Origin of the sequence: Phaeodactylibacter xiamenensis, assembly GCF_965229835.1 — a bacterium.
Taxonomy (GTDB): Bacteria; Bacteroidota; Bacteroidia; order Chitinophagales; family Saprospiraceae; genus Phaeodactylibacter; species Phaeodactylibacter xiamenensis.
On record NZ_OZ245931.1, the window covers coordinates 638,478 to 664,304 of the forward strand.

Sequence of the window (25,827 nt, forward strand, 5' to 3'; positions counted from 1 at the left end):
GGCTATTGCTTCATCACCCTCGCTGCAAAAACAGCATCCGCCGTAATCAAGTGAAGATGATATACACCGGCGGGCAAAGCACTCAGGTTCAGTTCCTGCCCGGGGTTGCCGTAGCGAGCGATGCGCTGCCCCTGAGCAGTGTAGATCACCACTTCTTTGGCAGTAATATTGCGCAGCTGCAGCATCCCATTAGTGGGGTTTGGGAACAGCTCAATATTGGTTTGGGATATGTCGGTGGCAGGGACCATGCATGCCGTTTCCACTTCCTCTCGTGTGGCGCAGCCCGTGGCGTTGCCACTAATTGCAACCGTATTCATTGCCATGCCCAGATAATCACAAATGCTCTCAATAGTACAGTTAGAAAGCTGTGAGTTCCAAGTAATAACAAGGTTGTTAATCGTCGTTGCATTAAGATTTTCTAATCCCGTCAAGCTTCCTAAAACAACGTTATCTTCAATATTTAAATCTCTGCCGATGGCAACGAGTCCCTCTAATCCTGTCAAACTCGTTAAGTTACTGTTTTCAATAACCTGGAGGCTTCCGCCGATGGTAGTAAGCCCCTCCAACCCTGTCAAACTTGTCAAGGTATCGTTTCTTACAACCGCAAACCCTCCACCTATGGAGCTAAGCTGACCCAATCCCGTCAAACTTGTTAAGTTGTCGTTTTTGATAAGAGTAAACCTTCCATTTATAGAGCTAAGCTGACTCAATCCCGTCAAACTTGCTATTCCATTGTTAAAGCCTAGATATAGGTTTCCCTCAATAGAAGTTAGTTGATCCAATCCAATTAAGCTCGTTATATCAGAGTTTCTTAAAATATGTAGGGAACCGACAATCGATGTAAGGTTGCTAAGACCTGAAATATTAACAATATCGGTAGTACCTTCAAAGTCACCAATTAACACATCTCCCGCTAGTTCCGTACAGTCAGGATAGTCAGCCACAAAAGCATCCACCTCCGCCTGTGAGCTAAGGATGACATCGCCCGGAGGGCATTGTGCATTCAAACCAAAGCCAGCAAAAGCTATAAGCAAAGGGGTAATGTATTTCTTTAACATGGGGCGGATTTTAAATAGGACTTGTTCTGCCAGGATCGTCCCGGGTTTAGATCGCGCATTATTACATGACCTTCGGTGATCGTTACAAGTCCTCTAAATGTAAAGGTAGTTTGAACAAAAAATTCGACTGATTATGTAACACTTGTTTTAGAGCGGTGATAAAAGACTAAATATATACCAAAAACACTAAAAAACCATGAGAAAACTAATCATCCTGGCTATCCTGTTTGCAGCAGGAAGCACTACTACCCTTTTGAATGCACAGATCATTGGCGATGACCCTGCACTTTTTGCCGCCAAAAACAATGGCTTTCAGCTTGGCGTTGGCAAACTCCCCGTTGTAGACGACGACAGCCTGGGCGCAGTTCAGCTGCAAGGCTGGGTGACGGGCGGCGATTATTACACCGGTGCTGAAATGCGCGCTTACGTTTCCGGCCCCGTACAGCCCGATGGCTTTGCGGCTGACCTCCGCTTTCAGACGGGCTACCCGCAGCTGATGCCGCGTATGTCGGTCACTGCCAATGGAAAGGTGGGCATTGGCACCACTACCCCATCGTTCGACCTGCACACGGTCGGCCACACTCATACTACAGGCGACTTCTTCGGGCGGCTGCACGTGGATGACAATGGCTCAATGGACAGTGCACCTGACACTTACGTAGATGAACTTTACCTGGAGCGCCATGCCAGTACCGCATTTAGTGTACTTCCGGTCACGACGGCAGCCGATGGCGGCCTGCTGACCCTGGCCCCCGGTGGCAACAGCCTGGACCATCAGCTGTTTTTTGCCGAAGAGGGCATTTTCCACCGCAGCTGGCAGGGCGATGCGCCGGACTGGGGTACGGCAAGCTGGTTCAAAATGCTGACCAGCGAAGACATCAGCGGCACGCCTAACCGCCTGGCGAAGTTCACCGGAGAAAGCAGCCTTGGCGACAGTCAGCTCTGGGATGATGGCACACAGGTCGGGCTGGGTACAGATGCCCCTGCTGCCGGTTTCTTTTTGGAAATCGCCGGCCGAACCCTGGTCAATGAAGCCCTTGATGTCGCTAAGAACGCCGTCATACAGCAGGGCCTGCAAGTGGGCACCGATGCTTTCGTTGGCGAAGACCTTAGCGTAGCCAGTAATGGAGTCATTGGCGATCAGCTCAAGGTAGGCGGCATCACTCAAATTGGCGGAGCGCTTACCGTAACCGATGATGCAACCGTCACGGGCCACCTGGGCAGCAACACCGCTACAGTAGATCAAACCCTGACCGTGGGCACCACCGCAACCCCGGGCAGCCATCGCCTGTACGTTGGTGGATCCATACTGGCAGAAGAAGTGACCGTCAAGCTGGAAGCCAACTGGCCCGATTATGTATTTAGCGACAGCTACAACCTGCCTGAGCTAAAGGAGGTCGCCGACTTCATCGACCGCCATCGCCACCTTCCGGGCTTCCAATCTGCTCAAACGATAGAAGCAACAGGCGGCTTTGAGATCGGCAGCACACAGCGGCTGCTGGTGGAAAAAGTCGAGGAACTGACGCTGTACGCTATCGCCGCAGATCAGGAAAACAAAGCACTAAAAGCGCAGCTCGAAGCCCTGGAGGCCCGCCTTGCACAATTAGAACAACAATAAGCCCAAAAGACCAACGACATGAAACATTTAATCCTTACCACTACCCTATTGCTACTGGGCTTAGCATTGTTTGGGCAAGACCCTGACTGCCTGACGCCGCCTTCGCCCGACTACCTGGAACGGTATCCGGCAGCCCGGCGAGCGCCCGCCAACTTATCCTACACGGTAAAAATTGCCGTGCGGGTCATCAACGAAGACAATGGCATCGGAGGGCCCACCCGGCAGGAAGTCCTGGATGAAATTGACCGCCTGGAAGCCTACTATGCGCCTCACGACATCTGCTTTGCGCTGATGGGCATTTACAGTATCAATGATTCCAACTTCGCCAGCCCCACTGATGGATTTGATGGCGATACTGCCGATGACCTCATTGCCGCCTATCCGCCATTAAATGATGTCATTACCATCAATATCTTGCCGGATTACACCTTCTTCCGGGGCACCGCCTACGCTATCCCCAATACTTACACCACCATTTACGCCGGCCGGTTCAACACTCCGCACCTGGCGCACGAAATGGGGCATTGCCTGGGGCTTTACCACACCCACGAAACTGCATTCGGAGCCGAACTGGTGGACGGCAGCAATTGCGCAGGCGCAGGCGATAAGCTTTGCGACACCCCCGCCGATCCCAGCCTGGGAAGTAATGTAGACGATACAACTTGTAGCTTTATCGGCACAGAAACCGATGGGAACGGGGACAATTACAGCCCCGACGTGACTAACACAATGAGCTACGCCCCATTCCACTGCCGGGGTGCTTTCACGCCCATGCAGGAAAAGCGGATGCACAGCATTCTGTCCAGCCCCTTTGCCTCGACCAATAATATTCTGGTCACGACTGCTAACCTCAGCCTGTGCTGTGCAACGGTGCTTTCCGGGTTTGTCCATGAAGCCGCGCTTTCTACAATCACTGCCGCCGATTACGAAGCAACCGGCTTCGCTCAGGTGCAGTTCGTAGCCGAAGATGCCGTGACGTTACAGCCGGGTTTCTCTGCTACTCCGGGTAATTCTGGGCAGTTCCGGGCTCGTATCAACCGCTTCTGTGATGGTGATTTCCCGGCTGGAGTACCGGTCAATAGCCTGGCATCAGGAGGTACAAACTGGGCAAACCACCACCTGAGTAGTGGGTGGAACGAAGAAGTCAGCCCCCCTACCCTTTTCCCCAATCCTACTACTGCGGTCCTGACCCTAAGGTGGGCTGATCAGGATTTTACGTTGCAGGTCTTTGCAGCTACCGGTCAGTTGGTTTGGGAAAGTCAGGCAAAAGCACACCACCAAACCGAAATTGATGTGAGCGCTCTGCCACCGGGTACTTACTTCTGCCATATGCAGTCTGAGACAGGCCCTGAAATCGTGAAGTTTAACAAATTATAACCCCAAAAAGTGGTACCTGGCAGACGGCATACAGTCGTTTGCCGGTACTTTTTTTATATCGGATTCCATATATTTGCAAATTATAGCGAAATTTCGCCAAACTAAATTGACATGGAATCCTACGCCGCCGTACTGAATTACGCCATCCCGTTTTTTATGGCTCTCCTCCTTTTGGAAGCTGGTATCGCCTGGTGGAAAGGCGAAAAGGTGATCCGAAGTATGGACACCTTATCCAGCCTGAGTTCCGGCCTGACCAATGTAATCAAAGATGTGCTTGGGCTCACCGTTGTGGTGGTGTCCTACGACTGGCTCGCAGGAGAAATCGGGCTGTTTGAAATCAAATCCACCTGGCTGGTCTATACACTGGCTTTTATCGGGCTCGACTTTGCCGGCTACTGGGTGCACCGTCTTTCGCATAGTGTCAACTACTTTTGGAACCGGCATATCATCCACCACAGCAGCGAGGAGTTCAACCTGGGCTGTGCTTTGCGGCAGTCGATCTCCGGGTTTGTAGCTATAACGGTCTTTTTCCTGCTACCGATCGCCATTTTGGGCGTGCCGGGAGAAGTGGTCGCCGTGGTCGCCCCACTCCACTTGTTTGCACAGTATTGGTACCACACCCGCCTGATCGGCAAAATGGGCGTGTTGGAGCACATTATTGTCACGCCCTCTCATCACCGCGTCCACCACGCCATCAACAAGGAATATCTGGATAAGAACCTCTCTCAGATTTTCATCGTCTGGGACAAAATGTTTGGTACTTTCCAGGAGGAGCTGGACGAAGTGCCACCGGTGTACGGCGTGACCCGCCCGGTACGCACCTGGAACCCCATCATTATCAACTTTGTGCACTTATGGCAGCTCATCAAGGATGCGTGGCGCACAAAAGACTGGAAAGCCAAGTTCACGATCTGGTTCAAACCAACCGGGTGGCGTCCGGCTGATGTGAAGGAAAAGTATCCGCTTTCCGGAATTGAAGACCCTTACACTTACGAAAAGTACGATCCAAAGCTCTCCAGGGCTATGCAATGGTGGTCCTGGATACAGTTCACCGCCGTATTCTTACTGATGATGTACCTATTTAATAACCTAGCGGAAATCGGTGCGCAGCAGGCTATTTTGTATGGTTTGTTTCTGGTCCTCTGTATTTTCAGTTACAGCATGCTGATGGACCAAAGCCGCTATGCCTGGGCGGTAGAGCTGGTGAAGTCGGGTATTGGACTCGTCCTGATCTGGACTACCGGAGACTGGTTTGGGCTCAACAGTTTTTCCCCAATAGCGACTTATGCCCTTGCTGCCTATTTTCTGCTAAGCGTTGGAGTGGTGTATTATTTCAATACATCCGAAGGGGGTCAGAAAGCCAAAACCGGACGGCTACGGACAGACTCCGTGACAACGCTTTGAACAAAAGATAGGAGAGGCTTAAAGTGGGAAGGTTATTTCAGCAGGAGGGTGAATATAAAGACGAGGAAGCTCAGCACCAGCCCTCCTACAAAAGTCCGATAGGCGTAAGTGAGCAGGCGGTATTTTTTCTTCAGTACGAGGCCCAGATTGTACAAATCCCGGGAAAGGTCATCGTACAAGACCTCCTGATCCTCTTTTAGATCGCGCAGGTACCCTACAAATTGCTCCTTGGGCAGGCTCAGAAAGTTGCCGAAATACAACAGGCTCACATTATGTTTTTTGACGTCCTCATCGGTAAAATCCTGCCCGGACACCTTTGGTATGGCTGAGAATACGGCGAAGGTAATGGCCATCAGTGAGGTGACCATAAGCAGGAGCACGGGAAGGATATACTCCAGGTTTTCCTCAAAATTAGCAGGGCTGATAGAGAAACCCGCTGATCCTGCGGTGATAAGGATAGACAGTACCAAGGTGTTAATACTGATGATCATATTGGCCTTCCCGTCAGCAATAGAGCTCAGGTTGATGTGGTTGCGGAGGGTGACCCGGTAGACGGTGTCAACGCCCCGGCCAAAGTCTTTTCCGGTCTTTTTCCGGACGGTTGTTTTCCGGGCTTTACGGATTTTATCCCTTTGCTCGGCTATATTTTTGTTTTTTCGACTGGCAAAAGCTTCGTGGGCTTCCGGGGTCAGGAATTTCGTATCCAACTGAAGCTCCAGCAAGCGCCTTTCCCACTCGTGGGTGGTGTAGTTCTTGCCGGAGATGGCTTCTTCTTCCAGACGGAGTAGTTGCCCGCGCCGTTCAAAGCGTTTTCGGCCCAGGAAAGAATAGTGGGCATCGTGCAGCCATTGCTCCAGTTTGGTACCGGGCTTTTGGGCAGGCATGGTGCTCAAGATCAACTGCTCTGCCAGCGCGTGGTCAATGACCGTCTCCGGAAATGGCTTAAGGAATTGCTTCGCCTGTTCGGCGCTGCGTTGTTCATGCCCTTCCTCGCCCTCTGTGTAGCCCACATCGTGAAACCAGGCCGCAATAATCAGAGCATTGCGTGCTGCCTCCGGTAAACCTGCCTCAGCGGTAAGCTCAGCGGCGATAGCTGCGGTAGCTTTAGCATGATTGAAATCGTGAAAGACATAACGGGGCGGCAGGTGTTCTGCCAAATATTGGTAAACGGCCGTTTCAGCAGCAGCAAGCAGTGAGGTTTCGGGCATAGTGGTTTTGTGTTTGCAAAAAAGCCAATGAGCGGCTAATTTCTGGAACGCTTGCCACTCATGCAAGTTCAGAACAGGGACATTTGAGGGTTGCGACCCTGCTCAAACAAATCCAGGTTGTAGTCTGGCTTAACCTTATCGGCAAAGTACCGCTGACGCGCCAATTGAAATTGTTGTTTCACGACCTCCGCGAACTGCCCTTCACCTCTCATACGAGTACCAAAACGGCTGTCGTTCAGTTCGCCCCCGTGCACATCCCGGATGCGATTAAGCACCCGGTCTGCACGGTCAGGCATCGTCTTGCGGATCCAGTCCTCAAAAATGGCAGCGACATCTCCGTTGAGGCGCACCATGGTGTAAGCCATGGAAACCGCACCCAGGCTGCTGACCTTCTGCCCCACTTCCAGGATTTCGTGATCATTCAAACCGGGGATGATGGGCGCCATCATGACATTCACCGGAATGCCCTTCGCTGCCAGTACCTCAATGGTTTTCAGGCGGGCCTTCACGGATGCGGTCCGGGGCTCGAGCAGGCGGCGCAGCTTCTCATCCAGCGTGGTCAGGGAAATGGATACCCGTAGCAAACGGTTTTCTGCCATAGGCTGCAGCAGGTCAAGGTCGCGCAGCACCATGCTGTTTTTGGTGATAATGCCTACCGGATGGCGGTACTTCCACAGCACTTTGAGGATTTCGCGGGTGATGCCCAGCGTTTGCTCTGCCGGTTGATAGCAATCCGTATTGCCTGCCAGCATAATGGGTTCGGGCTTCCAGTTTTTCTTTTTGAGCTGCTGTTCGAGCAGTTGTGGGGCATCTTTTTTGTACAGCACCTTTTGTTCAAAGTCCAGTCCCGCACTGTAGCCCCAGTAATTGTGGGTATTGCGGGCGTAGCAGTAAATACAGCCATGCTCACAGCCCTGATAGGGGTTCATCGACCAGGCCATTCCGATGTCCGGGCTTTCCACCCGATTGAGGATGGTTTTGGGGTAAACCGGGATGTACTGCGTCCTGGCATCCGGCTGCAAAGGCTCCAGCCCGTAGTCGTGCTCATGAAAGCGGTTGGCCGGATTGATTTGGGCTCCCCTACCCTGATTGTATTTTGCGGGTTGATCTGACATTGATTTGTTTTGTGTTTTGTAAATTTAAAACAAAATATACAAAATCAGGTTTCCTCTGTTCTGAAATTTCCACTATCTTGTTTAAAATTTTGGTCATGAGCCTGGCAAGACGATTGCAACCCGTCAGTTTCGAGGAGTACCTGGCTTCACAGCGAGGTGAAGGGCAGCGTTTTGACTTTTGGGATGGGACGCTCATTGAATTAGAAGCTACTACCAAGAACCATAACCGTATCAAGCGGAACCTTATCGCCCAAATCCCTCAGCAAATATTGGAAAGCAAAGGCTGTGAATTGTTTGACGAAAACGTCATGACCCAAATCCAGTCTAAAAAGCGGTATGTCTATCCGGATATCGTACTCACCTGCAATCCGGAAGATCAGGACCCTCTGATTATTGAATTCCCTTGCGTGATCATTGAAATTCTTTCTCAGGGTACCGCACAGTACGACCGGACCGAAAAGTTTTTCCAATATCAGCGCATTCCAAGTGTGGAGCAGTGTGTCTTCATTGCCCAACATCAGCTGGCCGTAGAATCTTTCGAACGAGCCCCCAACGGACAGTGGCTGATGACGCCTCTTGCAACAGCATCTGACGAACTGATTATCCACAGGCTTGACCACCGCATTCCGCTCGGACAGATTTATCACCGAATCACATTTTAATCCTGGCACGCTATGAAGCTCAACCGTAAAACCTTCTTCAAAGGCTTAGCCCTTGGCACCATTTCCCTCCCTTTTGTGATTAAAGGGCTGGGCGGCGTCAGCCATGCGCAGGAAGAAAGCGATGGCAGCCCCAACATCATCACTGCCAAAAAATACCGCTGGAAGATGGTGACCACCTGGCCGCCTAAGTTCCCGATACTGGGCGAAGCCTGTGAGCTTTTTGCCGACCGCGTACGGCAGTTATCCGGAGGGCGTATGGATATCCGGGTCTACGGTGGCAATGAGCTGGTGCCGGCACTGGAAGCCTTTGACACGGTGCGGGAAGGCGGAGCCGAGTTGGGCTGTGGAGCTGCCTACTATTGGGCGGGCAAAACAGAAGCCGCGCAGTTTTTTGCCTCCGTCCCATTTGGTATGAACGCACAGCAGCTCAATGCATGGATGGTCAGCGGAGGGCTGGAGCTATGGGAGGAGCTGTACGCGGATTTCAACCTCATCCCTATGCCAGGCGGCAATACCGGTGTGCAGATGGGCGGTTGGTTTAATAAAGAGATCAACAGCGTTGAAGACCTGAAAGGGCTCAAAATGCGCATCCCTGGCCTGGGCGGCAAGGTGCTGCAACGAGCGGGCGGCGCACCGGTGCTCATGGCAGGCGGAGAAATCTATACCGGGCTGGAGCGGGGCGTCATCGATGCTACGGAATGGCTGGGCCCCTTCCACGATACCCTAATGGGCTTTCACGAGATCGCCGAATACTACTACAGCCCTGGCTGGCACGAACCTGGCACCATGCTGGAGTTCTTCGTCAACAAGGAGCAAATGGAGCAACTGCCCTCTGACCTGCAGGGCATCATAAAGACCGTAGCGGGCGAGCTTTCCGGCTGGATTCTCAGCCAGATGGAAGCCAATAATGCCGCTGCTCTCGCCAAATTCCTGGAAAAAGGTATCAACATTCGTCGTTTCCCGAATGAAGTCATCCAGCAGATGCGCACCTACACTGCGGAAGCGATTGACGAAATCACCGCCCGGGACCCCAAAAGCAGAAAAGTGTATGAATCCTACCGCAGTTTCCAGCAAAAGGCGGCGGACTATGCAGCGATTACGGAGAAGGCTTATTATAACCGGATTCAGGTGGATGCGGGGATTCGGTTGGGGTAGGTTTTCCATCAAAAATTCTTCACCGTTAACCCAAAAGTCAACAGGGTATCCTCCTGCCGCTGTCCCTCAATCACTATACTCTCGAAGGTATGGAGGAAGTTGGTCCTGAAGTTCAGGTATTTAGTCAGGGGGATTTCTAACCCTATATCTGCACGCCAGCGATAGTTATCGCCCCTTTCCAAAGAAGGCTGATAGTAACTCTCATGGCCAACGATTAGCTTCCTTTTGAAGAGATGATATTTGCCCTTGATCCAAATTGTCCCCCTAAAAGTGTTGATGGATGGGGTGCCGTTGTAAGCTATGCGATTGAAGGTATCGTTATTAAACTCGGTCTGCTCGTATTCGCTGGAGAGCGCTATTTTCAGCCAGTTCCCATCGTTTTTCAGCAACTGAAAAGTGACGCCCCCGCCAAAAAGGGTGCGTATGCCGATCTGCCTCCTGAAATTGGTGCTTGCAAAGCCTAATAGCAGCGGGTATATTCTCTTTTTGGGATTGAAGTATAAGAAGTTGAGGCTAAGTATGTCTTCATCGGCTTTTTGCTTTCCGAATTCCTGATACACAAAGGAATTCTGGGTTTTGAATACCCATTTATCCCAAAGGCTATAGCTCAGGTCAGAGTTGGCTCTAAAGATGACCGTTTGTACGTTTCCGCCCTGAAGTATCCCACTTAACGAAAGGCGGGCTTGGAACTTGAGAGTATCACTCTCGTCGGTTTGGGCGAAGAGGCAAATGGGTACAACCAGGAAAATGAATACCAGTCTTTTCATCTCTGCTTAATCAATCAAAAAATACACCACTTCAGGGAAAAGTATGACGGTACTGAGAAACACCAGCTGAATAATCACAAACGGCAAAATACCCCGGTACAGGTGCTGAGTGGTCACGCCCGGAGGTGCTACCCCTTTGAGGTAAAACAGGGAAAATCCGAAGGGCGGTGACAGGAAGGAGGTCTGAAGATTAAGCCCCAGCAGTACGCCAATCCAGATCAGATCTATATCCATCTGCACGAAAATAGGAGCCACTACCGGTACGATGATGAAGATGATTTCAATAAAGTCGATGAAAAAGCCGGCGACGAAGACCACGATCATAACCAGGGCCAGAAATGCCATGGGCGACAGATTGGCTTCTTCGATCAGGCTGACGAGGTAGGTGTCCCCGCCCATTTCCCGAAAGACGAAGGAAAAGACAGTAGCGCCCAGCAAAATCACAAAGACCATGCTTGTCAGGTGGGTCGTTTCCCGCATGACGGACTTTAGGACTTCCAGATTGAATTTGCCCTGACTGATGGTAAGCAAGGTAGCGCCCATTGCCCCTACGGCGGCAGCCTCGGTAGGGGAAGCAATGCCTGCAAAAATGGAGCCCAGCACGGCAACAATCAAAAGCATAGGCAGGACAAAAGCCTGCAGCACCTTCCGGGTAGCCCCTGATGCCCAGAAAGCCTCTAGTTCTTCTTTGGGCATACTTGGCGCGTACCCCGGGCGCACCCATGCGGTGATGGCGATGTACACAATATAAACGAGTACAAGCAGCAGCCCTGGGATAAGCGCCGCGGCAAACAACTGCCCCACAGAAACATTCAGCACGCTGCCCAGGAGCACCAATACGACAGAAGGCGGAATGATCTGCCCGAGGGTGCCGGATGCGGCAATCGTGCCCGTCGCCAGTTCGGTGCGGTAACCGCGCTTCAGCATGGTCGGCAGGCTGATCAGGCCCATAGTGATTACGGTTGCGCCCACAATCCCGGTGGAAGCAGCCAGTAAAGCACCCACGATCACTACGCTAATCGCCAGCCCGCCCCGGACTTTTCCAAAGAGCATCGCCATGGTTTCCAGAAGGCTCTCCGCCAGACCGGATTTCTCCAGCATGATGCCCATATAGATGAAAAGGGGCACCGCCATCAGCACATAGTTGCTTACCACACCCATCATACGGGGCGACAGTGCAATGAAGCTGCCCGGATCCAGGAAGCAGATAGCGTACAGGATGGAGATCCCCCCGAGCGTAAAGGCTACCGGATATCCGTACAAAATGAGCAGAAAGATGCTGATGAACAGTAATATCGCAAGGATGGCCATGGCTTATTCGGTTTCAGAGGTGCTGGATTGGGAAGGGGCTTTACCTTTAAAGATCAACCAGTTGTCAATAATACTCGCAAGCCCTTGCAGGAAAAGCAGTACCATGCCTGCGGTTATCGCAAACTTGATGATGTACCGGGCCGGCAGTCCTCCGGGATCGGGCGACCCCTCTCCTATTTTGTAGGCAATAGTGGCGTATTCAAAGGAAACGTAAATCAGAATAGCTGTCCAGGGAATCAGGAATATTAGGCCTCCGAAGAGATTCACCAGCGCCTTATCCTTAGCCGAGAACTTAGCGTAAAACAAATCCACCCTGACATGCCGGTCGTGCCGGAAAGCATACCCGGCCCCCAGCAAAAAAATAAGCCCGAAAAGGTGCCATTCCAGCTCCATAATCCAGGCTTGAGTTTCATTAAATAAATAACGGACCACCACATCGAAACAGACCAGCAGCATAAGCAGCGTAGTCAGCCATGCTGCCGCTCTGCCCACCTGCTCATTCAGGGTGTGGATAGCCTGGGCAACTTTCCGGAGCGTAGATACCATCAGCCAGGGTTTTGTTGATTTTTCTTGCTTTGATTGCTGACGGAAGATAATCAATGCCGAACGCTACCCGTAAGTTTTGCCAAAAAAAATTGACAGCAGGTCAGAAATCCAGGTTTGGCTGGTTAGGAATAGTCAGATTTGTTGGTATGCAAACACTATCTAAGAATGTGTACTTCACCACTGATGGTTTTATGGTTAACCGTGCCATTCCGGATGTATTCGTATTCAAAAAACCAAGCATACACACCCGGATCAAGCGCTTTGCCTTTGAAAGTGCCGTCCCAAACAATACTGTTTATCTCTGACGATTTGTTTGAATAGACGAGGCCTCCCCAACGGTCAAAAACCTCAAAGCGAATACCTTGATATGGAAAATCACAACCCATATAGCATTGCAGAACATCATTATTGCCATCGCCATTTGGCGAGAAAGCAGTTGGTATATATACATTGCAGCCACAGGTTTCAGTTGCTACTTCGAATGAATGATTAAAAACACCACAATCGTTTTGAATCTCAACCGTGTAGGCCCCATCCTCAACGATTGAAATCTGATTGCTGCCTGAGCCATCAGACCATAAATAAGTGCCTGGCAGCGGTATGCTCAAGTCAAGTTCTTCCTCTTCGCAAAGCAAGGTGTCAGCTGGCAGCAAGCTTAACTGCTTGTCATTTTCTAAAACCACAACCGTATCGCTAAATACACAATTGCCCAGGGTCGCATTCACGATGTACCGGCCTTCCTGATTGATGGTCAAAATGCTATCGGCCGCACCTGTATTCCATGAGTACGTTGCGTCCAAAAATGATTTCCCGATGGTTCGCGATCCGCCCTCGCATAAAACCAGGGTATCTGGCAACGGGTCAAAACCATACACGCCTACATCATCTACATAGTAATAGGAGCCGGTTACGCCAAAGCAGCCCTCGCTTTGCGTATTAGCGCTGGTCTTGAAACTGCCGATAATCGCGTATTGCTCCGTTCCGGTAGCCGTATAGCAGCCACTGATTTCCATCCAGTTGAGGGTATCGTTCAATATTTTCCCTGCCGGATTTTGAACAGCTGGAGTAAAGGGCGGTATTTGCTCGGCTCCTCCTATTACCGCTTCACGGTACAGGGTGTCCGAAAATGCAAGCCCCATTGCATCGGAATGGCAGGGTTGATGACCGTCACAATTGCGGGAGGACACGAAGAACTGTATATAATATTGCTTTCCTTTGGTCAATTTTTCATTTATCTTGACCTCCATGTATTCGGTGGTGCGAGGGATTGTAAAATACTGAGTAATTCCAGCGTAACCATTCCCGCTGCGTGCCGGTTGATAACAATTGGTGCTATTTAATGGTATCCCTCTATCCTGAGAGGAGGAGCATGAGTTAAAAATATCAGGAGTTGATAGTGCCTTATCCCAAGAAAATGCTAAATCTATAGATGCATAATCTATACTTGGACAATCAGAGATTAATTCGAAACTAAAATTGGATATTAAGTTATTTTGCCCAATTGCATTATTATTGATCAATAATAAAACAATTAGCGATAAAACGATTTTATTCATAGCAAAAGCAAAAAGTGGATATGCCCGTTTATTCAAGCATATCCACTGATGAAAAAATTATCTTACAATTGAAAGTTTGGTTGTATGCAGTCTATTGCCGTTTTCCCAGATACTTACTATATAAAGCCCATTAGCAAGGTCTGAGATATCAAAACCTGGTGACCCTATATGTTCAAACGATTTTACTATTCGGCCATTCATATCCGAATGCGTTTGTTGGTGTCAATAGCCGTTCCGGTTTATATGAATAACCGAATTATTTGGTTGCTTATTATGTGCTTAACAATCTAACATCTGCGGCTTAATGCATCTGGCACTGAGAAGACTGCTACGCCCCCAGCCGGTCAAACCGAGTCAAGTCCAACTTCTCAATAATCCGGATGAGCTTATCGGCATAAGCCTTGTCAGTGGCGTAGCCTGCCTTTTTAAGCCCTCGCGCCCAGCCTTTATAATCGGAAATGCGCAGCCGGTGGAGGTGTTGGTACCGTTCGCCGTTGAGCAGTTCAGAATGTGCCCGGAAGCTCTCTTTAGCATCCCCAAACACTCGGAACATATCGTAGATGTCATCATCTGAGTAATTGCGGCAGGTACAGCCCCGGCATTGGCGCTTGCACTTGATCCCAAAGTGATTGTTGGACTCCCTGGCGAGCAGGCTTTCTCCGGCGTTGGATTCCAGCAGCCCCTGCGCGAGGGTAATGCTTGCCGGGACTCCATAGTCTTCCATTTCACTGATCGCCAGCATTTTGTACTGCTCCAGGTAAGCCTCTACTTTAGCATTGACGGCTTCCTTGACCTCCGGGCGCACGTGGTGGCGCTCGGCGTAGTTGTCATTCAGCACGAAGGTGAGGTTTGGGAAATCCTCTGGTTGACGGGTATCCCACTTGATTTGTGAGACATTTTGTTGGGTGCTGGCACGCTTCTCAGCCTTGTAATTGGCGGGCAGCGCCTGCCCAAACGATGGCACGAGGCCCTGTTCCGCAACCGCAACCGGCTGCTCGATGCTATTCAGGTTAAACTGAATGCTGATGTTTTTAAAAAACAGAATGTATATCCCCAGGCCCAGGAGGACGCCGTTGAACCAGTTGCGGTGAAGGGCGTCCGCCAGAGCTTGAAGGGACAGGGTGTTTTGGTGGGTACTTTTGCTTTCCATGTCTTGCCCCTTTTTGTTTCAAAAATGTGTACAAACACAAATGTAAAACAAAAAATATTTAAAAACAAGACTACAAAACAAATTGATTGCTATTTTTTGAATGCGCCCGCCACGGCCAGTTCTTTAGTACCGTGGCCGTAGGTGTAAAAGCCTTCACCCGACTTCGCGCCCAGCTTGCCGGCCGTCACCATATTGACCAGCAACGGGCAGGGAGCGTACTTCGGATTACCGAAGCCTTCAAACAGGACATTCAGGATGGACAGGCAGACATCCAAACCGATAAAGTCCGCCAGTTGCAGTGGCCCCATAGGATGTGCCATGCCGAGCTTCATGACCGTATCGATTTCCTCCACGCCGGCCACGCCCTCGTGCAGGGAAATAATCGCTTCATTGATCATTGGCATCAAAATCCGGTTGGCGACAAACCCTGGGTAATCATTGACCTCTACCGGCACTTTTCCAAGCTTGCGGGACAAGTCCATGACGGTGTCCGTGGTCTCATCTGAAGTGGCGTAGCCGCGGATGACCTCTACCAGCTTCATGACCGGCACGGGGTTCATAAAGTGCATGCCGATGACCTGCGCCGGGCGCGTTGTCGCTGCCGCAATCTTGGTGATGGAAATTGAAGAAGTATTGGTGGCCAGGATGGCAGACTTCGGTGCCGCTTCGTCCAGGTCTTTGAAGATTTTCAGCTTGAGGTCTACGCGCTCGGTGGCGGCTTCAACCACCAGGTCAGCTTCGGCCACACCGACTTTCAGGTCCGTTTGTTTGGTCAGGTTGCCAAGCGTTTTCTGCTTCACCTCCTCGGTGATCCGCTCTTTTTTGAGCATGCGGTCGAGGTTCTTCGTGACAGTGGCGAGGGCTTTGTCGAGCGCTTCCTCAGAGATGTCGATCAGGTTGACGGAATAGCCATTCATGGCGAAAACGTGGGCGATGCCGTTGCCCATAGTGCCGGCACCGATTACTGCGATATTTTTCATGGATTTGGTTTTAGACTATGTTAGGATTTTCGGGGGGCAAAGATACAAAAAAGCCTGCACGGACTAAACCGTGCAGGCGGGTTTTAAATGATTGGAGTACGGGTGAATTGCTTACAACGGTCGGTTTATTGCTTAATCAGGCGCAGGGTTTCGGTGCCCTGCTCGCCGCGCACCTGCAGCATCAGCATACCGGCGGGCACGTCCGACAGGTCGAGGTCGATCTGCTGCCGTCCGGCGCTCCAGTTGTAGTGCTGCTGCCAGAGGGCTTGCCCGTTCAGGTTGAGCAGGCGCAGCTCATAGGCGCCTCCCTGCTGAAGGTCGAGGTCAAGCGTGGCTTGCTCGCGGGCGGGGTTTGGATAGGCCTTGATCTGGCCCAGTGGTTGTTCATAGCTGTCGTCCGTATCGACTGCCATCAGGAAGGAAGGCTGCCCGGTAAAGCCATTGATGACCGGATTGATAGTCACGGTAAAGGTAGACACACAGCCATCCGGTGTCGTCATCGTCAGCGAGATTTCGTAGTTGCCTGGTGCGGCATAAGTGTGCACGGGCATGGCTTCCGTACTTGTATTGCCATCGCCGAAATCCCACTGGTAGTCTGCCCCGAAATCGGAAGACAGGTTCAGGAAGGCATAGGTCAGGCTATCGGTCTTGAATGGCAGGAAGAGTGCGAGGCAGTCTTCATCATACAGGATATCGAAGTCGGTCAGGATAATCATGCTCATGCTGCTGGTGCAATCGCCGCTGGTAATGGTCAGCGTGACCAGGTAAAGTCCGGGTGCTGCATAAGTGTGAGATGGGTTTTGCGCCGTGCTGCTATTGCCATCCCCAAAGCTCCAGAACCAGGAATCTGTGTCATTGCCCATGGACATATCCATGAAGGTAAAGGACAACAGGTCGTCTGCATCCTGCTCGAAGGAGAACATCGCCTGGCATTCCGGGCCATTGCCTGCGCCACCGCCACTACCAAGGAATATCGGGTGCACAATAGTACTGGTGCAACCTTCGCTAGTTGTGATGGTCAGGGAAACTTCCACCATACCTGTTTCCGCATAAGTATGTACCGGGTTTTGCGCCGTGCTGTTGTTGCCATCACCAAAGTCCCAGAACCACTCCACCACCGTACCGTCGGTCACGAAAGAGACATCAAAAAACTGTACCTGCCCGGGCACATCGGTTTCCATGACCTCAAAGTAAGCTTCGCAGAATTCGCCTCCGCCATCGCAGGGGGCATACTCATCCGGGCCAAAGCCTTCGCATTCCGCATAGCAGTCGTTTTGGAAGACGAGCTCAATGCCATTTGGAAGCGTTACACATACCGGATCGTAGACCTGATAACAGTTGCAGTCACCGGGATCGTCGCACTCAAAGAATACAGATGAATCATAGCCTTCGCATTCCGCAAAGCAGGCATTAGGGAAAGTAAGAATCTGCCCGGAAGGCGTCGCCACACAAACCGGGTCGAAGACATCATCGCAACCACAAGGCGCATCAATATCGCAGTCCACGAACTGATCAGGCCCAAAACCCTCGCATTCGGCGTAGCAAGGGTTCTGGAAGGTCAGGGTGTCGCCATTCTCAACCACACAGACCGGATCGAAAATAGCCGGGCAATAGCAATTGTCATCGCCTTCGCAGTCGACAAAGTCAGCTGCAGTAAAGCCTTCGCACTCTGCCACACAGGCATTGGGGAATTCGAAGATCAGCCCCGGGAAAAGCTCCACACAAACCGGCTCAAAAACCAGCGGGCAGTCGCAATCGTCAAAATTGCAATCGTCGTAAATTTCATCCGGCCCATAACCGGAGCAAATGGCTACGCAGGCACTCGGCATCGTGATGATCACGCCAGCTTCATTGATGACGCAAACCGGGTCGAAGACATCATCACAGTTGCAAGGGCCACCGTTGTCCCCCACATATACGGGTTGGGAATAGGAGCTGACACAGCCGCTTTCTGTGACGATGGTGAGATTGACATCAAACGACCCTGTCTCTGAGAAAGTGTAGCTGGGATTGGCTTCCGTTGAGGTGCCGCCATCCGGGAACGTCCAGTTGTAGCCCATGATACTGTCCCCAAAAGTGAAAGAAAAGCTCGTAAAATCCAGGGTCAGGCTGTCTGCGCCCTGCTCGTACGTAAAGAAGGCTTCGCAAAGGTCAAAGCCGTTGTCACTGCAGTCCACGATGTCATCGGCGCTATACCCTGCGCATTCGGCATAGCAGAGGGTTTCAAAAAGCTCCACAATACCAGGCGCCACCTCAATGCACACCGGGTCGTACTCATTCCAGTCGCAGTCACAGGGCACGAAATCTTCAACATAGACCGGGTTGGTGAAGATAGCGGTACAGGTATCAGCAGTGATGGTCAACGAAACATCATACACTCCCGTAGCAGCATAAGTGTGCAGGGGGGAAGCTTCGTTGCTCGTGTTGCCATCCCCAAAATCCCAAAACCAGGATTCCACAGGCGTGGCGGTGCTCGATAGGTCATAAAACTGCACTTCGTAGGGGTCAGCATTGATCTGTTCCATGAAGAAGAAGGCTTCGCAATGCTCCGGTGGTGGCGGCGGATTGATGTCGCCACAGACGATCAGGTCTACCCCCGTTGCCGAAGGGGCACTCTCCTGCAGCGTTACCGTTTCCATAAGGAATACGCCCGTACAGAAATCGATGGTACTCACAGTGGCCGTTAGCGTGGGCATGTTGCTAAAGTCGTGGTCGAAGGTAAACGTGTAGCTTCCATCCGCTTCAGTAACGGCAAACAGGTACTCATCAAGGGAGGGCAGCAGCAATTCCACCTCAAATCCAGGCACCGGGTCCTGATCGGGCCCAAATAGCAGGCTGCCGGAAACGCTGAGCTCCGTAGCATAGCTATTGAAGAAGCTACAGAACGCTAACAGTAAAACAGTCAGGTTTTTCATAAAGTCGGGTGATTTTATTGAATGATGTACAATAGTTTTTCTCTTAAGAGCCCGTCACTTTGCTGCACGCGCACCAGGTAGTAACCGGTTGGCCAGCTACCGGGCACAGCAATTTCAAAGGTGGGCGTCCGGGGTTCCTGTTCGTAGAGCGGTTGCCCCAGCATATTGAAGACACCAACGCGCGCTATGCCTTTGGGGGCTTCCACCAATACCCGTCCGTTGCGCACAGGATTGGGGAGAAGGCGCATATCGGCTGCTTCCTCCGTCAGGGTTTGGGTGACCAAGTAGTTGGGGTTGTATACGGTCAGCATCAGGCTGTCAGTCACGACCGGCTGCAATTCCAGGCTGTCGTTGACGAGCATGACTTCCTTGATTTCAAGTAGGATACTGGCGCTGTCGGCCTGCATAAAGGTGATGAGATCATCCTCAATGACGATGGACAAAACGCCTACCCTTCCTTCTGCTGCGGTGGGGTTGACCCCGTAGCGCGTAGAAGCTGTCTTCAGCCGGTCCGTCTGACTTGTGCTGATGGTTTGGAAGCGGAAGGATTCCGAGGTGCCGCCCAGCCATTCCTCATCGTAGCTGAGCGAGATGCTTTGGATGTAGTTTTTGTTGAAAGCGATCTCAAATGCCAGCCCGTTTACCTCAGTGGGCAGGTTCGGGTAGTCCAAATCCAGGGCGATATTGACGATGGATCCCGCCGTAAGCGGAGGGTTCAGCAAATCAGGAGTAAAGGCAAGCGCAGCATCCATGCCCGGTACAGCGGCCGGGAAAACAACCGGGGCCGGTGTGGAGTGGCTTTGCCCGAAATTGGTCACCACCGCCAGCATATCCGAGAGGTTGACCTGCCCGTTGCCATTGGCATCCGCATGCGCATAGCCCACGCCATTGGGGAAGCTTTGCATCCAGTTGATGGAAACCGGCATTTCTTCAAAAATGGTGCCGGTCTGAATGCGCGCCGGACCGGCACTGCCATAGGCATAACCGGTGTACAGCACATCTGCCTGATCGACTTTGCCGCTGTTGTTGGCATCGCCCGGGTAAACCTGCGCCTGCAGGCCCGAAACGAAAATCCAGAAAGTTGCTATCCAAAATATCTTCCGCATGGGTGATTGCTTTTTCTCACATTACAAATGTAAGGGGAAGGTAATGGGGGTACAACTACATTTTTTTATATTTGTATGTGCATAAATTCAAAGCTAATCAAAATACAAATACTGGTTACCAGTATTTTATGATATATTTGCCTTCAAATAAATATTAAAATCTAAAGTTTTTCTGCTCTGATTTGTCGGCTTTTTGTCCTTTTGCAAAGACTTTATTACGAGCTTTCTGAATAATGGGCATAAACAGCTCTAAAATCCATGAAAAGCACCAAGCTCCTCCAATTCCTCCAAACCCTTGACGGCTACGACTGGCGCAGCCTGCTTGCTTTTGTGGAGAGCCCCTTTCACAATCCCAATCCGGATGCGCACCGCTTGCTGGGCCATTTGCACGCCCTTTGGACGGAGGAGTGGAAACCTGAAACATTGGAACGGGAAGCCATATTTAAGACGTTATTCCCGAAGCAGCCTTACCGCTACCAAATGCTCAATCAGCTGATGAGCGACCTGCTGAAACTGGCAGAAGACTGGCTGGTTTGGAAGCGCCTGCAGGAGGACACCGCCCTTGCCGAACAAATCAAGGCGGAGGAACTGGTCCGGCTCCAATTGGGCAAGCACTACCGGCAAGCTAACCGCAAAGCAAAAAATGCGCTGGAAAAGGCACCCCTAAGCCCTGCGTATCATTTGCAAAGCTGGAAATTGCTCGACCTGGCCGAACAGCAGTTTTTCCGGCAAAACACCCGGCAGCCCACGCCCTTTTTACAGGAAGCTAACCACGCCCTTGATGATTTCTTCATGCTACAGAAGCTGCAGTACACCTGCGAGATGCTCAACCGGCAGCGCCTGATTGATCAGGCTTTCGATCCCACATTGGTGGAGCCCGTGATCAACCATTTGTCCGGACAAGACCTGAGCCACAAACCACTTCACCAACTTTACCTGTACCTTTATCAGATGCTGCAGGCACCTGCCCGGCATCAGGAGACTTTTTTCAGTTACGTTAATTTGTTCCGGGAGTGGAGCGCCCGGCTAAGCCCGGAAACTGCCCGCCCCCTACTCTACTACGCCATTAATTATTGCATCGGCAGGATACGTGATGGTGAACGGTCTTTTGCTCCACATTTGCTAGGGTTATATCAGCAGGGAATTGACGAGAAAATTTTGATTGAGGAAAAGCAATTGTCACCCTGGACTTATAAAAACATGGTCAAGCTGGGGCTGAACCTGAAAAGGTACGATTGGGTGGAAGATTTTGTCAAAGCTTACTCCGACTATCTGCCCCCTGATCAGCAAAAGGATGCGCTGCATTACAATCTGGCCGAGCTCTACTTCTACAGGGCAGAGTACGAGGCCGCTCTCGATCAGCTCCGGCAGGTGGAGTTCACGGATATTCATTACAACCTCGGCAGCCGGACCCTGCTGGCTAAAATCTATTACGAACAGGGCGCCTGGGATGCTCTCGAAGCTTCGCTAAAGGCTTTTCAGGTATTCCTGAGACGCAACCGGTCGATCTCCACCAAGGTCAAAACCCCTTACGCAAACTTCATACAGCTGACCGGCGCATTGCTGCGGCAGCTGCCAGCCTCTTATCCTAAACTGCGGGCAAAGGTGGAAGCCACCCAGCCGCTCAACAACCGGGACTGGCTGCTGGCCAAGCTTAGCTAAAATAATCCTACTCCCGGTTCTGCTTCAGGCTTTGCTGGTTTTCAAAGTCATAAAGCGTCAGGCGGCGCAGGTCGTAGTAAGCAAGCCAGAAATCCCGCAGGGCACTCACATAGGCTGCCCGGGCACTGGCCTCCTGGCTGATGGAAATATTCAGGTCAGCGATTGCAATCTTGCCGATGCGGTAGCGCTGCCTGGTGATCTCCAATTGCCGGCGGGCCACATCGTAGGCGCGCAGGGCAAGATCCACCTGATTGCGCAAGAGGCTGAACTGTTGCACTTTGATCAGGATTTCCTGCTCAAAATTAATGCGGTTTTGCTGTACCTGCAGCTGCGTGAGTTCCTGATTGGAGCGGGCAATTTCTATTCGGGACCGGGCTTTGCCCCAATCTGCAATCGGTACATTGAGGCGGATGTTGAGCCGCTCCTGGTCCAGCGGGTCGACATAGGCATCGCCAAACATATTGGCCGTTTGAGAAAGGGCAAAGTAGCCGTTAATATCAGCAGAAGGCCCGGTAGTGCCTTTGGCTCGGGCGACTTCCCGGTCGGCTTCCCGCAATTGTCGTTCAAAACCAACCGACTCACTGCGGTTCTGCCGGGCAAGGCTGAGGGCCTGGTCCGCATCAATATCGAAAACCGGAATTTCACCGGGCGTGGCAGGCTCAAAGTAAACGGCTTCCTGAATACCCAGAAAATTACGCAGGGCTTCGGTACTGGTCTGCAAATCGAGCCGGCTGGACGCGAGGGAAGCATCCGCATTCATAGCACTCAGCTCAATCTGGAGAAGTTCCGTTTCTGCAATACGCCCCACATCGAACCGGCCACGGGAGATGACTAACAGGGTGTCAGCATCCCTTTTGTCGCGCTGGGCGGCTTCGAGATTGAGCTGAGCCACCAGGACATCGAAGAACAACAGTGCGGCATTATAGGCGACATCTTCCAGGTCTTCCGAAAAGGCCCGCTGGGCTTCTTCGTACACCAAAGGCTGTATCTCCTTCGCCCACTTCAGCGCATTAAACTGGAAGAGCGGTTGCTGAAACCCAATCGCAAAAGGCGTGCTCAGGTAGGATGTGGAGCCCGGGTTGTTGTCGGTTTCAAAAATATCAATCCGCTCCAAAGCGGTCTGTGCGAAGATGGAACCACCGGTAAGGGCGACATCCTGCTCCAGACTCAGATTAGCCAGGTTGCTCATAAGGGCCCGGTCGATAAAGGCATCGGAACCATTGGGCAGCGTAATGGTCTGAATGGATCGGTTCAGATTAGGCAGGGTCGCCCCAAAGCTGATCTGCGGGCGATAATCCGCCAGGAAAGACTGATAACGCCAAAAGCCATTCTTGACGGCCGTCTCCGCAATCTGCACATCCGGCGCACCGGTCTGTGCCATCCGGACCACTTCTTCAAGCCCCATCCGCAGGGTATCGGGCTGAGCGTAGGCGAGGTTGCCGGACAGGGCAAGCAATACAATAAAAAAGTACTTCTTCATCGGGATTTGTTTTAGTCAGAGCGCAAAGCTTTAATCGGGTCTTGTTTGGCGGCTTTCTGTGCCGGGAAGAGCCCAAACACCAGCCCAATGCTCGCTGCAACCCCAAAGGACAGCAGTATGCTCCAGGCAGAGACGATGGTCGGGATTTCCGCGTAGGAGGCGATGGTCTTTGCTGCGCCTACGCCCAGCAGCACGCCGATCAGCCCGCCAATCAGGCTGATGAATACGGCTTCAAACAAAAACTGTAAAATGATATCGAGCTGCGTGGCGCCCAGGGAGCGGCGCACGCCTATTTCCTTGATGCGCTCCAGAACAGAAGCCAGCATAATGTTCATAATGCCGATACCGCCAACAAGGAGGGAGATGCCGGCAATGACTGCGAGTACGAGGTTAAAGGTGTCCTGCGTTTGCTGTTCCTGTTCCAGGAGTAACTCCGGCACTTCAATTTCCACATCGGGCACCTGAAGATGGCGGCGCTGCAAAATCCGGGCGATCACATCTGCGCTGGCACGGAGCTTCTTGCTATCGTCCACCCGCACCACAAGGCGATCGAGCTGATGATAGTTTTTAGATTTGTTTTCGTCGTTATTCCCCAGGTCATCCGGGGTGATGAGCGCCCGGTTACGGAACCGCAGCAGTGCGGTGCTTACCGGGATGTAGACATCCGAATTATAGTCTCGGATTCCGAGACGAGCCAGGCTTTCCTCGGAAGCGTTGCGTTTTTTCAGTACACCAATGACCCGCAGCCAGGTTTTGCCACATTTGATGAGCTTGCCCACCGGATCCTCCTCACTAAAGAAGCGTTTTTTCACTTCCGTGCCAATAATACAGACGGCTTCTCCTTTTTCCATATGTACGGGTTGAAAGGCGATGCCCTGTCCGATTTCCAGACCATTGAGTTCGAAAAAGGCATTCTCCACCCCGATACAGCGCCCTTTCTCCTGCCGCCCTGCCCGGACTACGCTCACCGGGAGAATGATCTCCGGGCTAAGGCGGTCTACAGTAGGAACGGTTTTTTGAATGGAAGCCAGGTCTGCGAGGCTGAGCCCGGGTGAATAGGGCTTCTTCTCTTCTTCCTCTTCATTTTCTGTCCTGATTTCATCACCGCTTTCCGGTACCACCGCCTCTATAACGATATTATTGGTGCCAATGAGTTTCATTTGGTCGAGTATTGCCTGTTTGGCCCCGGTGCCTATGGCGAGCATGGCGATCACTGCGCCCACACCAAAAATGATGCCCAAGGCTGTAAGGAAAGACCGGAGCTTATTGGCATTGACGCCCTCCACCGCCAGCAGGAAGTTGAATAGTACACGCTGCATAGAATCAGGTTTTGCCCGCTGGGTGGTTTAGTCAAAGATGATGACGTTGCCTCCGCTGTTTCTGCTGTTGCTGGGCGGCTCAATGTCTTTTACAGATTCCTTCCGGCGCAGGGCTTCTGCCTGCCGTTTGGCTTCTGCTTCTTTTTGCTTTTTGCGGATGTCTTCTTTAATAGCTGGGTCAAGCGGCACAAAGTTAGCGTCTTCTGCACCGGGGGGCGGTACCAGGTATATTTGGTCACCCTCCGACAGGCCGTATTCCACGATGATTTCATCTGCGTTAGACAAGCCGGTGATGACCTCCTGCCGGACGACTCCGGAACCGCTATCCTTATATACAAAGGAGAGGCTGTCGGACTGCAGGCCTTCAAGAGGAATAGAGAGCATATCATCGTAAGTGCCGGTGAGTATCTCATTGCTTGTGGTCATAGCCGGGCGCAGAATGGAATCCGATTCATTGACCTGCACGATGACTTCGAATACTTTGGCGTCATACCCGCTGAGCTGCTCGCCAATATTCGCCACCTTAATCACCTTGCCTGTGTACTTCCGTTCCGGGAAGGCATCCACCTGAATGGCTACATCCTGCCCTTCCTGCACCTTGCTGATGTCGACCTCATTGACATAGGTTTGGGAAATCATATCGCTGAGGTCAGGCAGCTCTGCCACAATGGGGTCCCAGGCGCTGATGCGCGATCCCGGTTCTTTTTTGCCCCGCCAGGAGCGGGCGTAGATCATCATGCCGGGTTCGGGAGCATTGATGCGGAATTCCTCCGACAGGTCAGCGTAGACCTTGAGCTGCCGTTGGTTTTGGCGGAGGAGGGCATCGATTTCCTGGATTTTGGCGACGGCCTGCTGCTGTTTGAGCTCGTATTTTTTGAGCAGCTGCTTGTAATCCCGTTCCGTCTTTTCGAGGTCCAGCTCCGCCTGTTGGATCACGGAGCGGGGTTCGAATTTGCTCTGTTCCACAGCCAGCAGCTTTTCCTGTTTGGCAAACTCCAGGTTGGCGAGTTCATCGCGGAGCCCGCGCATTTCTATGGCTGTGTCGATGCGGGCTTGTTCGAGCTGCGTTTGTATCTTTTCGAGTTCAGTCTGCACATCACTCATTTTGCCTGCCAGCTCTGTGCGGTCGAGGGAAGCCACATAATCGCCTGCTTCCACTACACTGCCTTCCGGGATAAGATCCGAAAGGGTAGTCTCATAGATGCCGGCAGCGCGCATGCCCTGCGGGGCTCTGATTTTGACCGATCGCTTGGCAGCCAGTTCGCCGGTTGCTGTAACCTGTATGGAAAAAGATTGCCTTTTGAGTTCGTAACGGAGTTCCTTGTCCTGCTCGGTGGAAGTAGGCCCGGAGAGGAAGTACCAGCCTGCCAGTCCGGAAAGACCCAAAAAGGCCACCAGAATAATGATGCCTGAGCGCTGCATAAGGTGATTTCTTTGA

The 25,827-nt window shown here is 51.8% G+C and carries 21 protein-coding genes; 6 read left to right on the forward strand and 15 right to left on the reverse strand.

Annotation, left to right across the window (positions count from 1 at the left end; all coding sequences use genetic code 11):
• Window positions 1–2 precede the first annotated feature (2 nt).
• The gene (locus tag ACO08I_RS02340) at window positions 3–1,058 is read right to left on the reverse strand and encodes a T9SS type A sorting domain-containing protein (protein WP_421948353.1); all 1,056 of its coding nucleotides are present in this window, start codon (window positions 1,056–1,058) and stop codon (window positions 3–5) included.
• 196 nt (window positions 1,059–1,254) lie between these two features.
• Here ACO08I_RS02340 and ACO08I_RS02345 point away from each other — a divergent pair, with 196 nt between their 5' ends.
• From ACO08I_RS02345 to ACO08I_RS02355, 3 genes are all read left to right on the forward strand, one after another.
• Window positions 1,255–2,676, forward strand: coding sequence for a hypothetical protein (locus ACO08I_RS02345; protein WP_282774876.1), 1,422 nt, complete (start codon window positions 1,255–1,257; stop codon window positions 2,674–2,676).
• Window positions 2,677–2,694: 18 nt separating this feature from the next.
• Complete coding sequence (locus ACO08I_RS02350; RefSeq protein WP_282774878.1) at window positions 2,695–4,053, forward strand: zinc-dependent metalloprotease; 1,359 nt, start codon at window positions 2,695–2,697, stop codon at window positions 4,051–4,053.
• 111 nt (window positions 4,054–4,164) lie between these two features.
• On the forward strand, window positions 4,165–5,457 hold the full coding sequence (locus ACO08I_RS02355) for a sterol desaturase family protein (protein ID WP_421948354.1): 1,293 nt from the start codon (window positions 4,165–4,167) through the stop codon (window positions 5,455–5,457).
• A 32-nt stretch (window positions 5,458–5,489) separates the two neighbouring features.
• Here ACO08I_RS02355 and ACO08I_RS02360 read toward each other — a convergent pair whose 3' ends face one another.
• Window positions 5,490–6,665 (reverse strand): Pycsar system effector family protein, encoded by a 1,176-nt coding sequence (locus tag ACO08I_RS02360; protein ID WP_421948355.1) that lies wholly within the window; start codon window positions 6,663–6,665, stop codon window positions 5,490–5,492.
• A gap of 68 nt (window positions 6,666–6,733) precedes the next feature.
• Window positions 6,734–7,780 (reverse strand): PA0069 family radical SAM protein, encoded by a 1,047-nt coding sequence (locus ACO08I_RS02365; RefSeq protein ID WP_282774884.1) that lies wholly within the window; start codon window positions 7,778–7,780, stop codon window positions 6,734–6,736.
• Window positions 7,781–7,875: 95 nt separating this feature from the next.
• Between ACO08I_RS02365 and ACO08I_RS02370 the strand changes: the two genes are divergently transcribed.
• On the forward strand, window positions 7,876–8,442 hold the full coding sequence (locus ACO08I_RS02370) for a Uma2 family endonuclease (RefSeq protein WP_282774886.1): 567 nt from the start codon (window positions 7,876–7,878) through the stop codon (window positions 8,440–8,442).
• 12 nt (window positions 8,443–8,454) lie between these two features.
• Entirely contained in the window at window positions 8,455–9,597 is a 1,143-nt protein-coding gene (locus ACO08I_RS02375; RefSeq protein WP_421948356.1) for a TRAP transporter substrate-binding protein, read from the forward strand.
• Window positions 9,598–9,605: 8 nt separating this feature from the next.
• Here the strand turns inward: ACO08I_RS02375 and ACO08I_RS02380 are convergent, their stop codons facing one another.
• From ACO08I_RS02380 to ACO08I_RS02420, 9 genes are all read right to left on the reverse strand, one after another.
• Window positions 9,606–10,364: a DUF481 domain-containing protein gene (locus ACO08I_RS02380; RefSeq protein ID WP_421948357.1), complete on the reverse strand. Its 759-nt coding sequence runs from the start codon at window positions 10,362–10,364 to the stop codon at window positions 9,606–9,608.
• A gap of 6 nt (window positions 10,365–10,370) precedes the next feature.
• Window positions 10,371–11,675: a TRAP transporter large permease gene (locus ACO08I_RS02385; RefSeq protein ID WP_044226686.1), complete on the reverse strand. Its 1,305-nt coding sequence runs from the start codon at window positions 11,673–11,675 to the stop codon at window positions 10,371–10,373.
• Window positions 11,676–11,678: 3 nt separating this feature from the next.
• Window positions 11,679–12,221 (reverse strand): TRAP transporter small permease subunit, encoded by a 543-nt coding sequence (locus tag ACO08I_RS02390; protein ID WP_421948358.1) that lies wholly within the window; start codon window positions 12,219–12,221, stop codon window positions 11,679–11,681.
• 155 nt (window positions 12,222–12,376) lie between these two features.
• Window positions 12,377–13,777: a gliding motility-associated C-terminal domain-containing protein gene (locus ACO08I_RS02395; RefSeq protein WP_421948359.1), complete on the reverse strand. Its 1,401-nt coding sequence runs from the start codon at window positions 13,775–13,777 to the stop codon at window positions 12,377–12,379.
• A 57-nt stretch (window positions 13,778–13,834) separates the two neighbouring features.
• Window positions 13,835–13,978: a T9SS type A sorting domain-containing protein gene (locus ACO08I_RS02400; RefSeq protein WP_421948360.1), complete on the reverse strand. Its 144-nt coding sequence runs from the start codon at window positions 13,976–13,978 to the stop codon at window positions 13,835–13,837.
• Window positions 13,979–14,105: 127 nt separating this feature from the next.
• Complete coding sequence (locus tag ACO08I_RS02405) at window positions 14,106–14,927, reverse strand: glycoside hydrolase family 73 protein (protein ID WP_421948361.1); 822 nt, start codon at window positions 14,925–14,927, stop codon at window positions 14,106–14,108.
• A gap of 89 nt (window positions 14,928–15,016) precedes the next feature.
• Window positions 15,017–15,907 carry a 3-hydroxybutyryl-CoA dehydrogenase gene (locus ACO08I_RS02410; protein WP_421948362.1) on the reverse strand — a complete coding sequence of 297 codons (891 nt, stop codon included), beginning with the start codon at window positions 15,905–15,907 and terminating at the stop codon, window positions 15,017–15,019.
• A gap of 125 nt (window positions 15,908–16,032) precedes the next feature.
• Window positions 16,033–18,822, reverse strand: a complete 2,790-nt coding sequence (locus ACO08I_RS02415) for a PKD domain-containing protein (protein ID WP_421948363.1) — start codon at window positions 18,820–18,822, stop codon at window positions 16,033–16,035.
• Between the two features lie 14 nt (window positions 18,823–18,836).
• Complete coding sequence (locus ACO08I_RS02420) at window positions 18,837–19,928, reverse strand: T9SS type A sorting domain-containing protein (protein ID WP_421948364.1); 1,092 nt, start codon at window positions 19,926–19,928, stop codon at window positions 18,837–18,839.
• Window positions 19,929–20,186: 258 nt separating this feature from the next.
• Here ACO08I_RS02420 and ACO08I_RS02425 point away from each other — a divergent pair, with 258 nt between their 5' ends.
• Window positions 20,187–21,590: a hypothetical protein gene (locus ACO08I_RS02425; protein ID WP_421948365.1), complete on the forward strand. Its 1,404-nt coding sequence runs from the start codon at window positions 20,187–20,189 to the stop codon at window positions 21,588–21,590.
• 7 nt (window positions 21,591–21,597) lie between these two features.
• Here ACO08I_RS02425 and ACO08I_RS02430 read toward each other — a convergent pair whose 3' ends face one another.
• Genes ACO08I_RS02430 through ACO08I_RS02440 form a run of 3 tightly spaced genes read right to left on the reverse strand, consistent with a single transcriptional unit; the run spans window position 21,598 to window position 25,811 of the window.
• Complete coding sequence (locus ACO08I_RS02430) at window positions 21,598–23,070, reverse strand: TolC family protein (RefSeq protein ID WP_421948366.1); 1,473 nt, start codon at window positions 23,068–23,070, stop codon at window positions 21,598–21,600.
• An 11-nt stretch (window positions 23,071–23,081) separates the two neighbouring features.
• On the reverse strand, window positions 23,082–24,389 hold the full coding sequence (locus tag ACO08I_RS02435) for an ABC transporter permease (RefSeq protein ID WP_421948367.1): 1,308 nt from the start codon (window positions 24,387–24,389) through the stop codon (window positions 23,082–23,084).
• A 27-nt stretch (window positions 24,390–24,416) separates the two neighbouring features.
• Complete coding sequence (locus ACO08I_RS02440) at window positions 24,417–25,811, reverse strand: efflux RND transporter periplasmic adaptor subunit (RefSeq protein WP_421948368.1); 1,395 nt, start codon at window positions 25,809–25,811, stop codon at window positions 24,417–24,419.
• Between the last annotated feature and the right edge of the window lie 16 nt (window positions 25,812–25,827).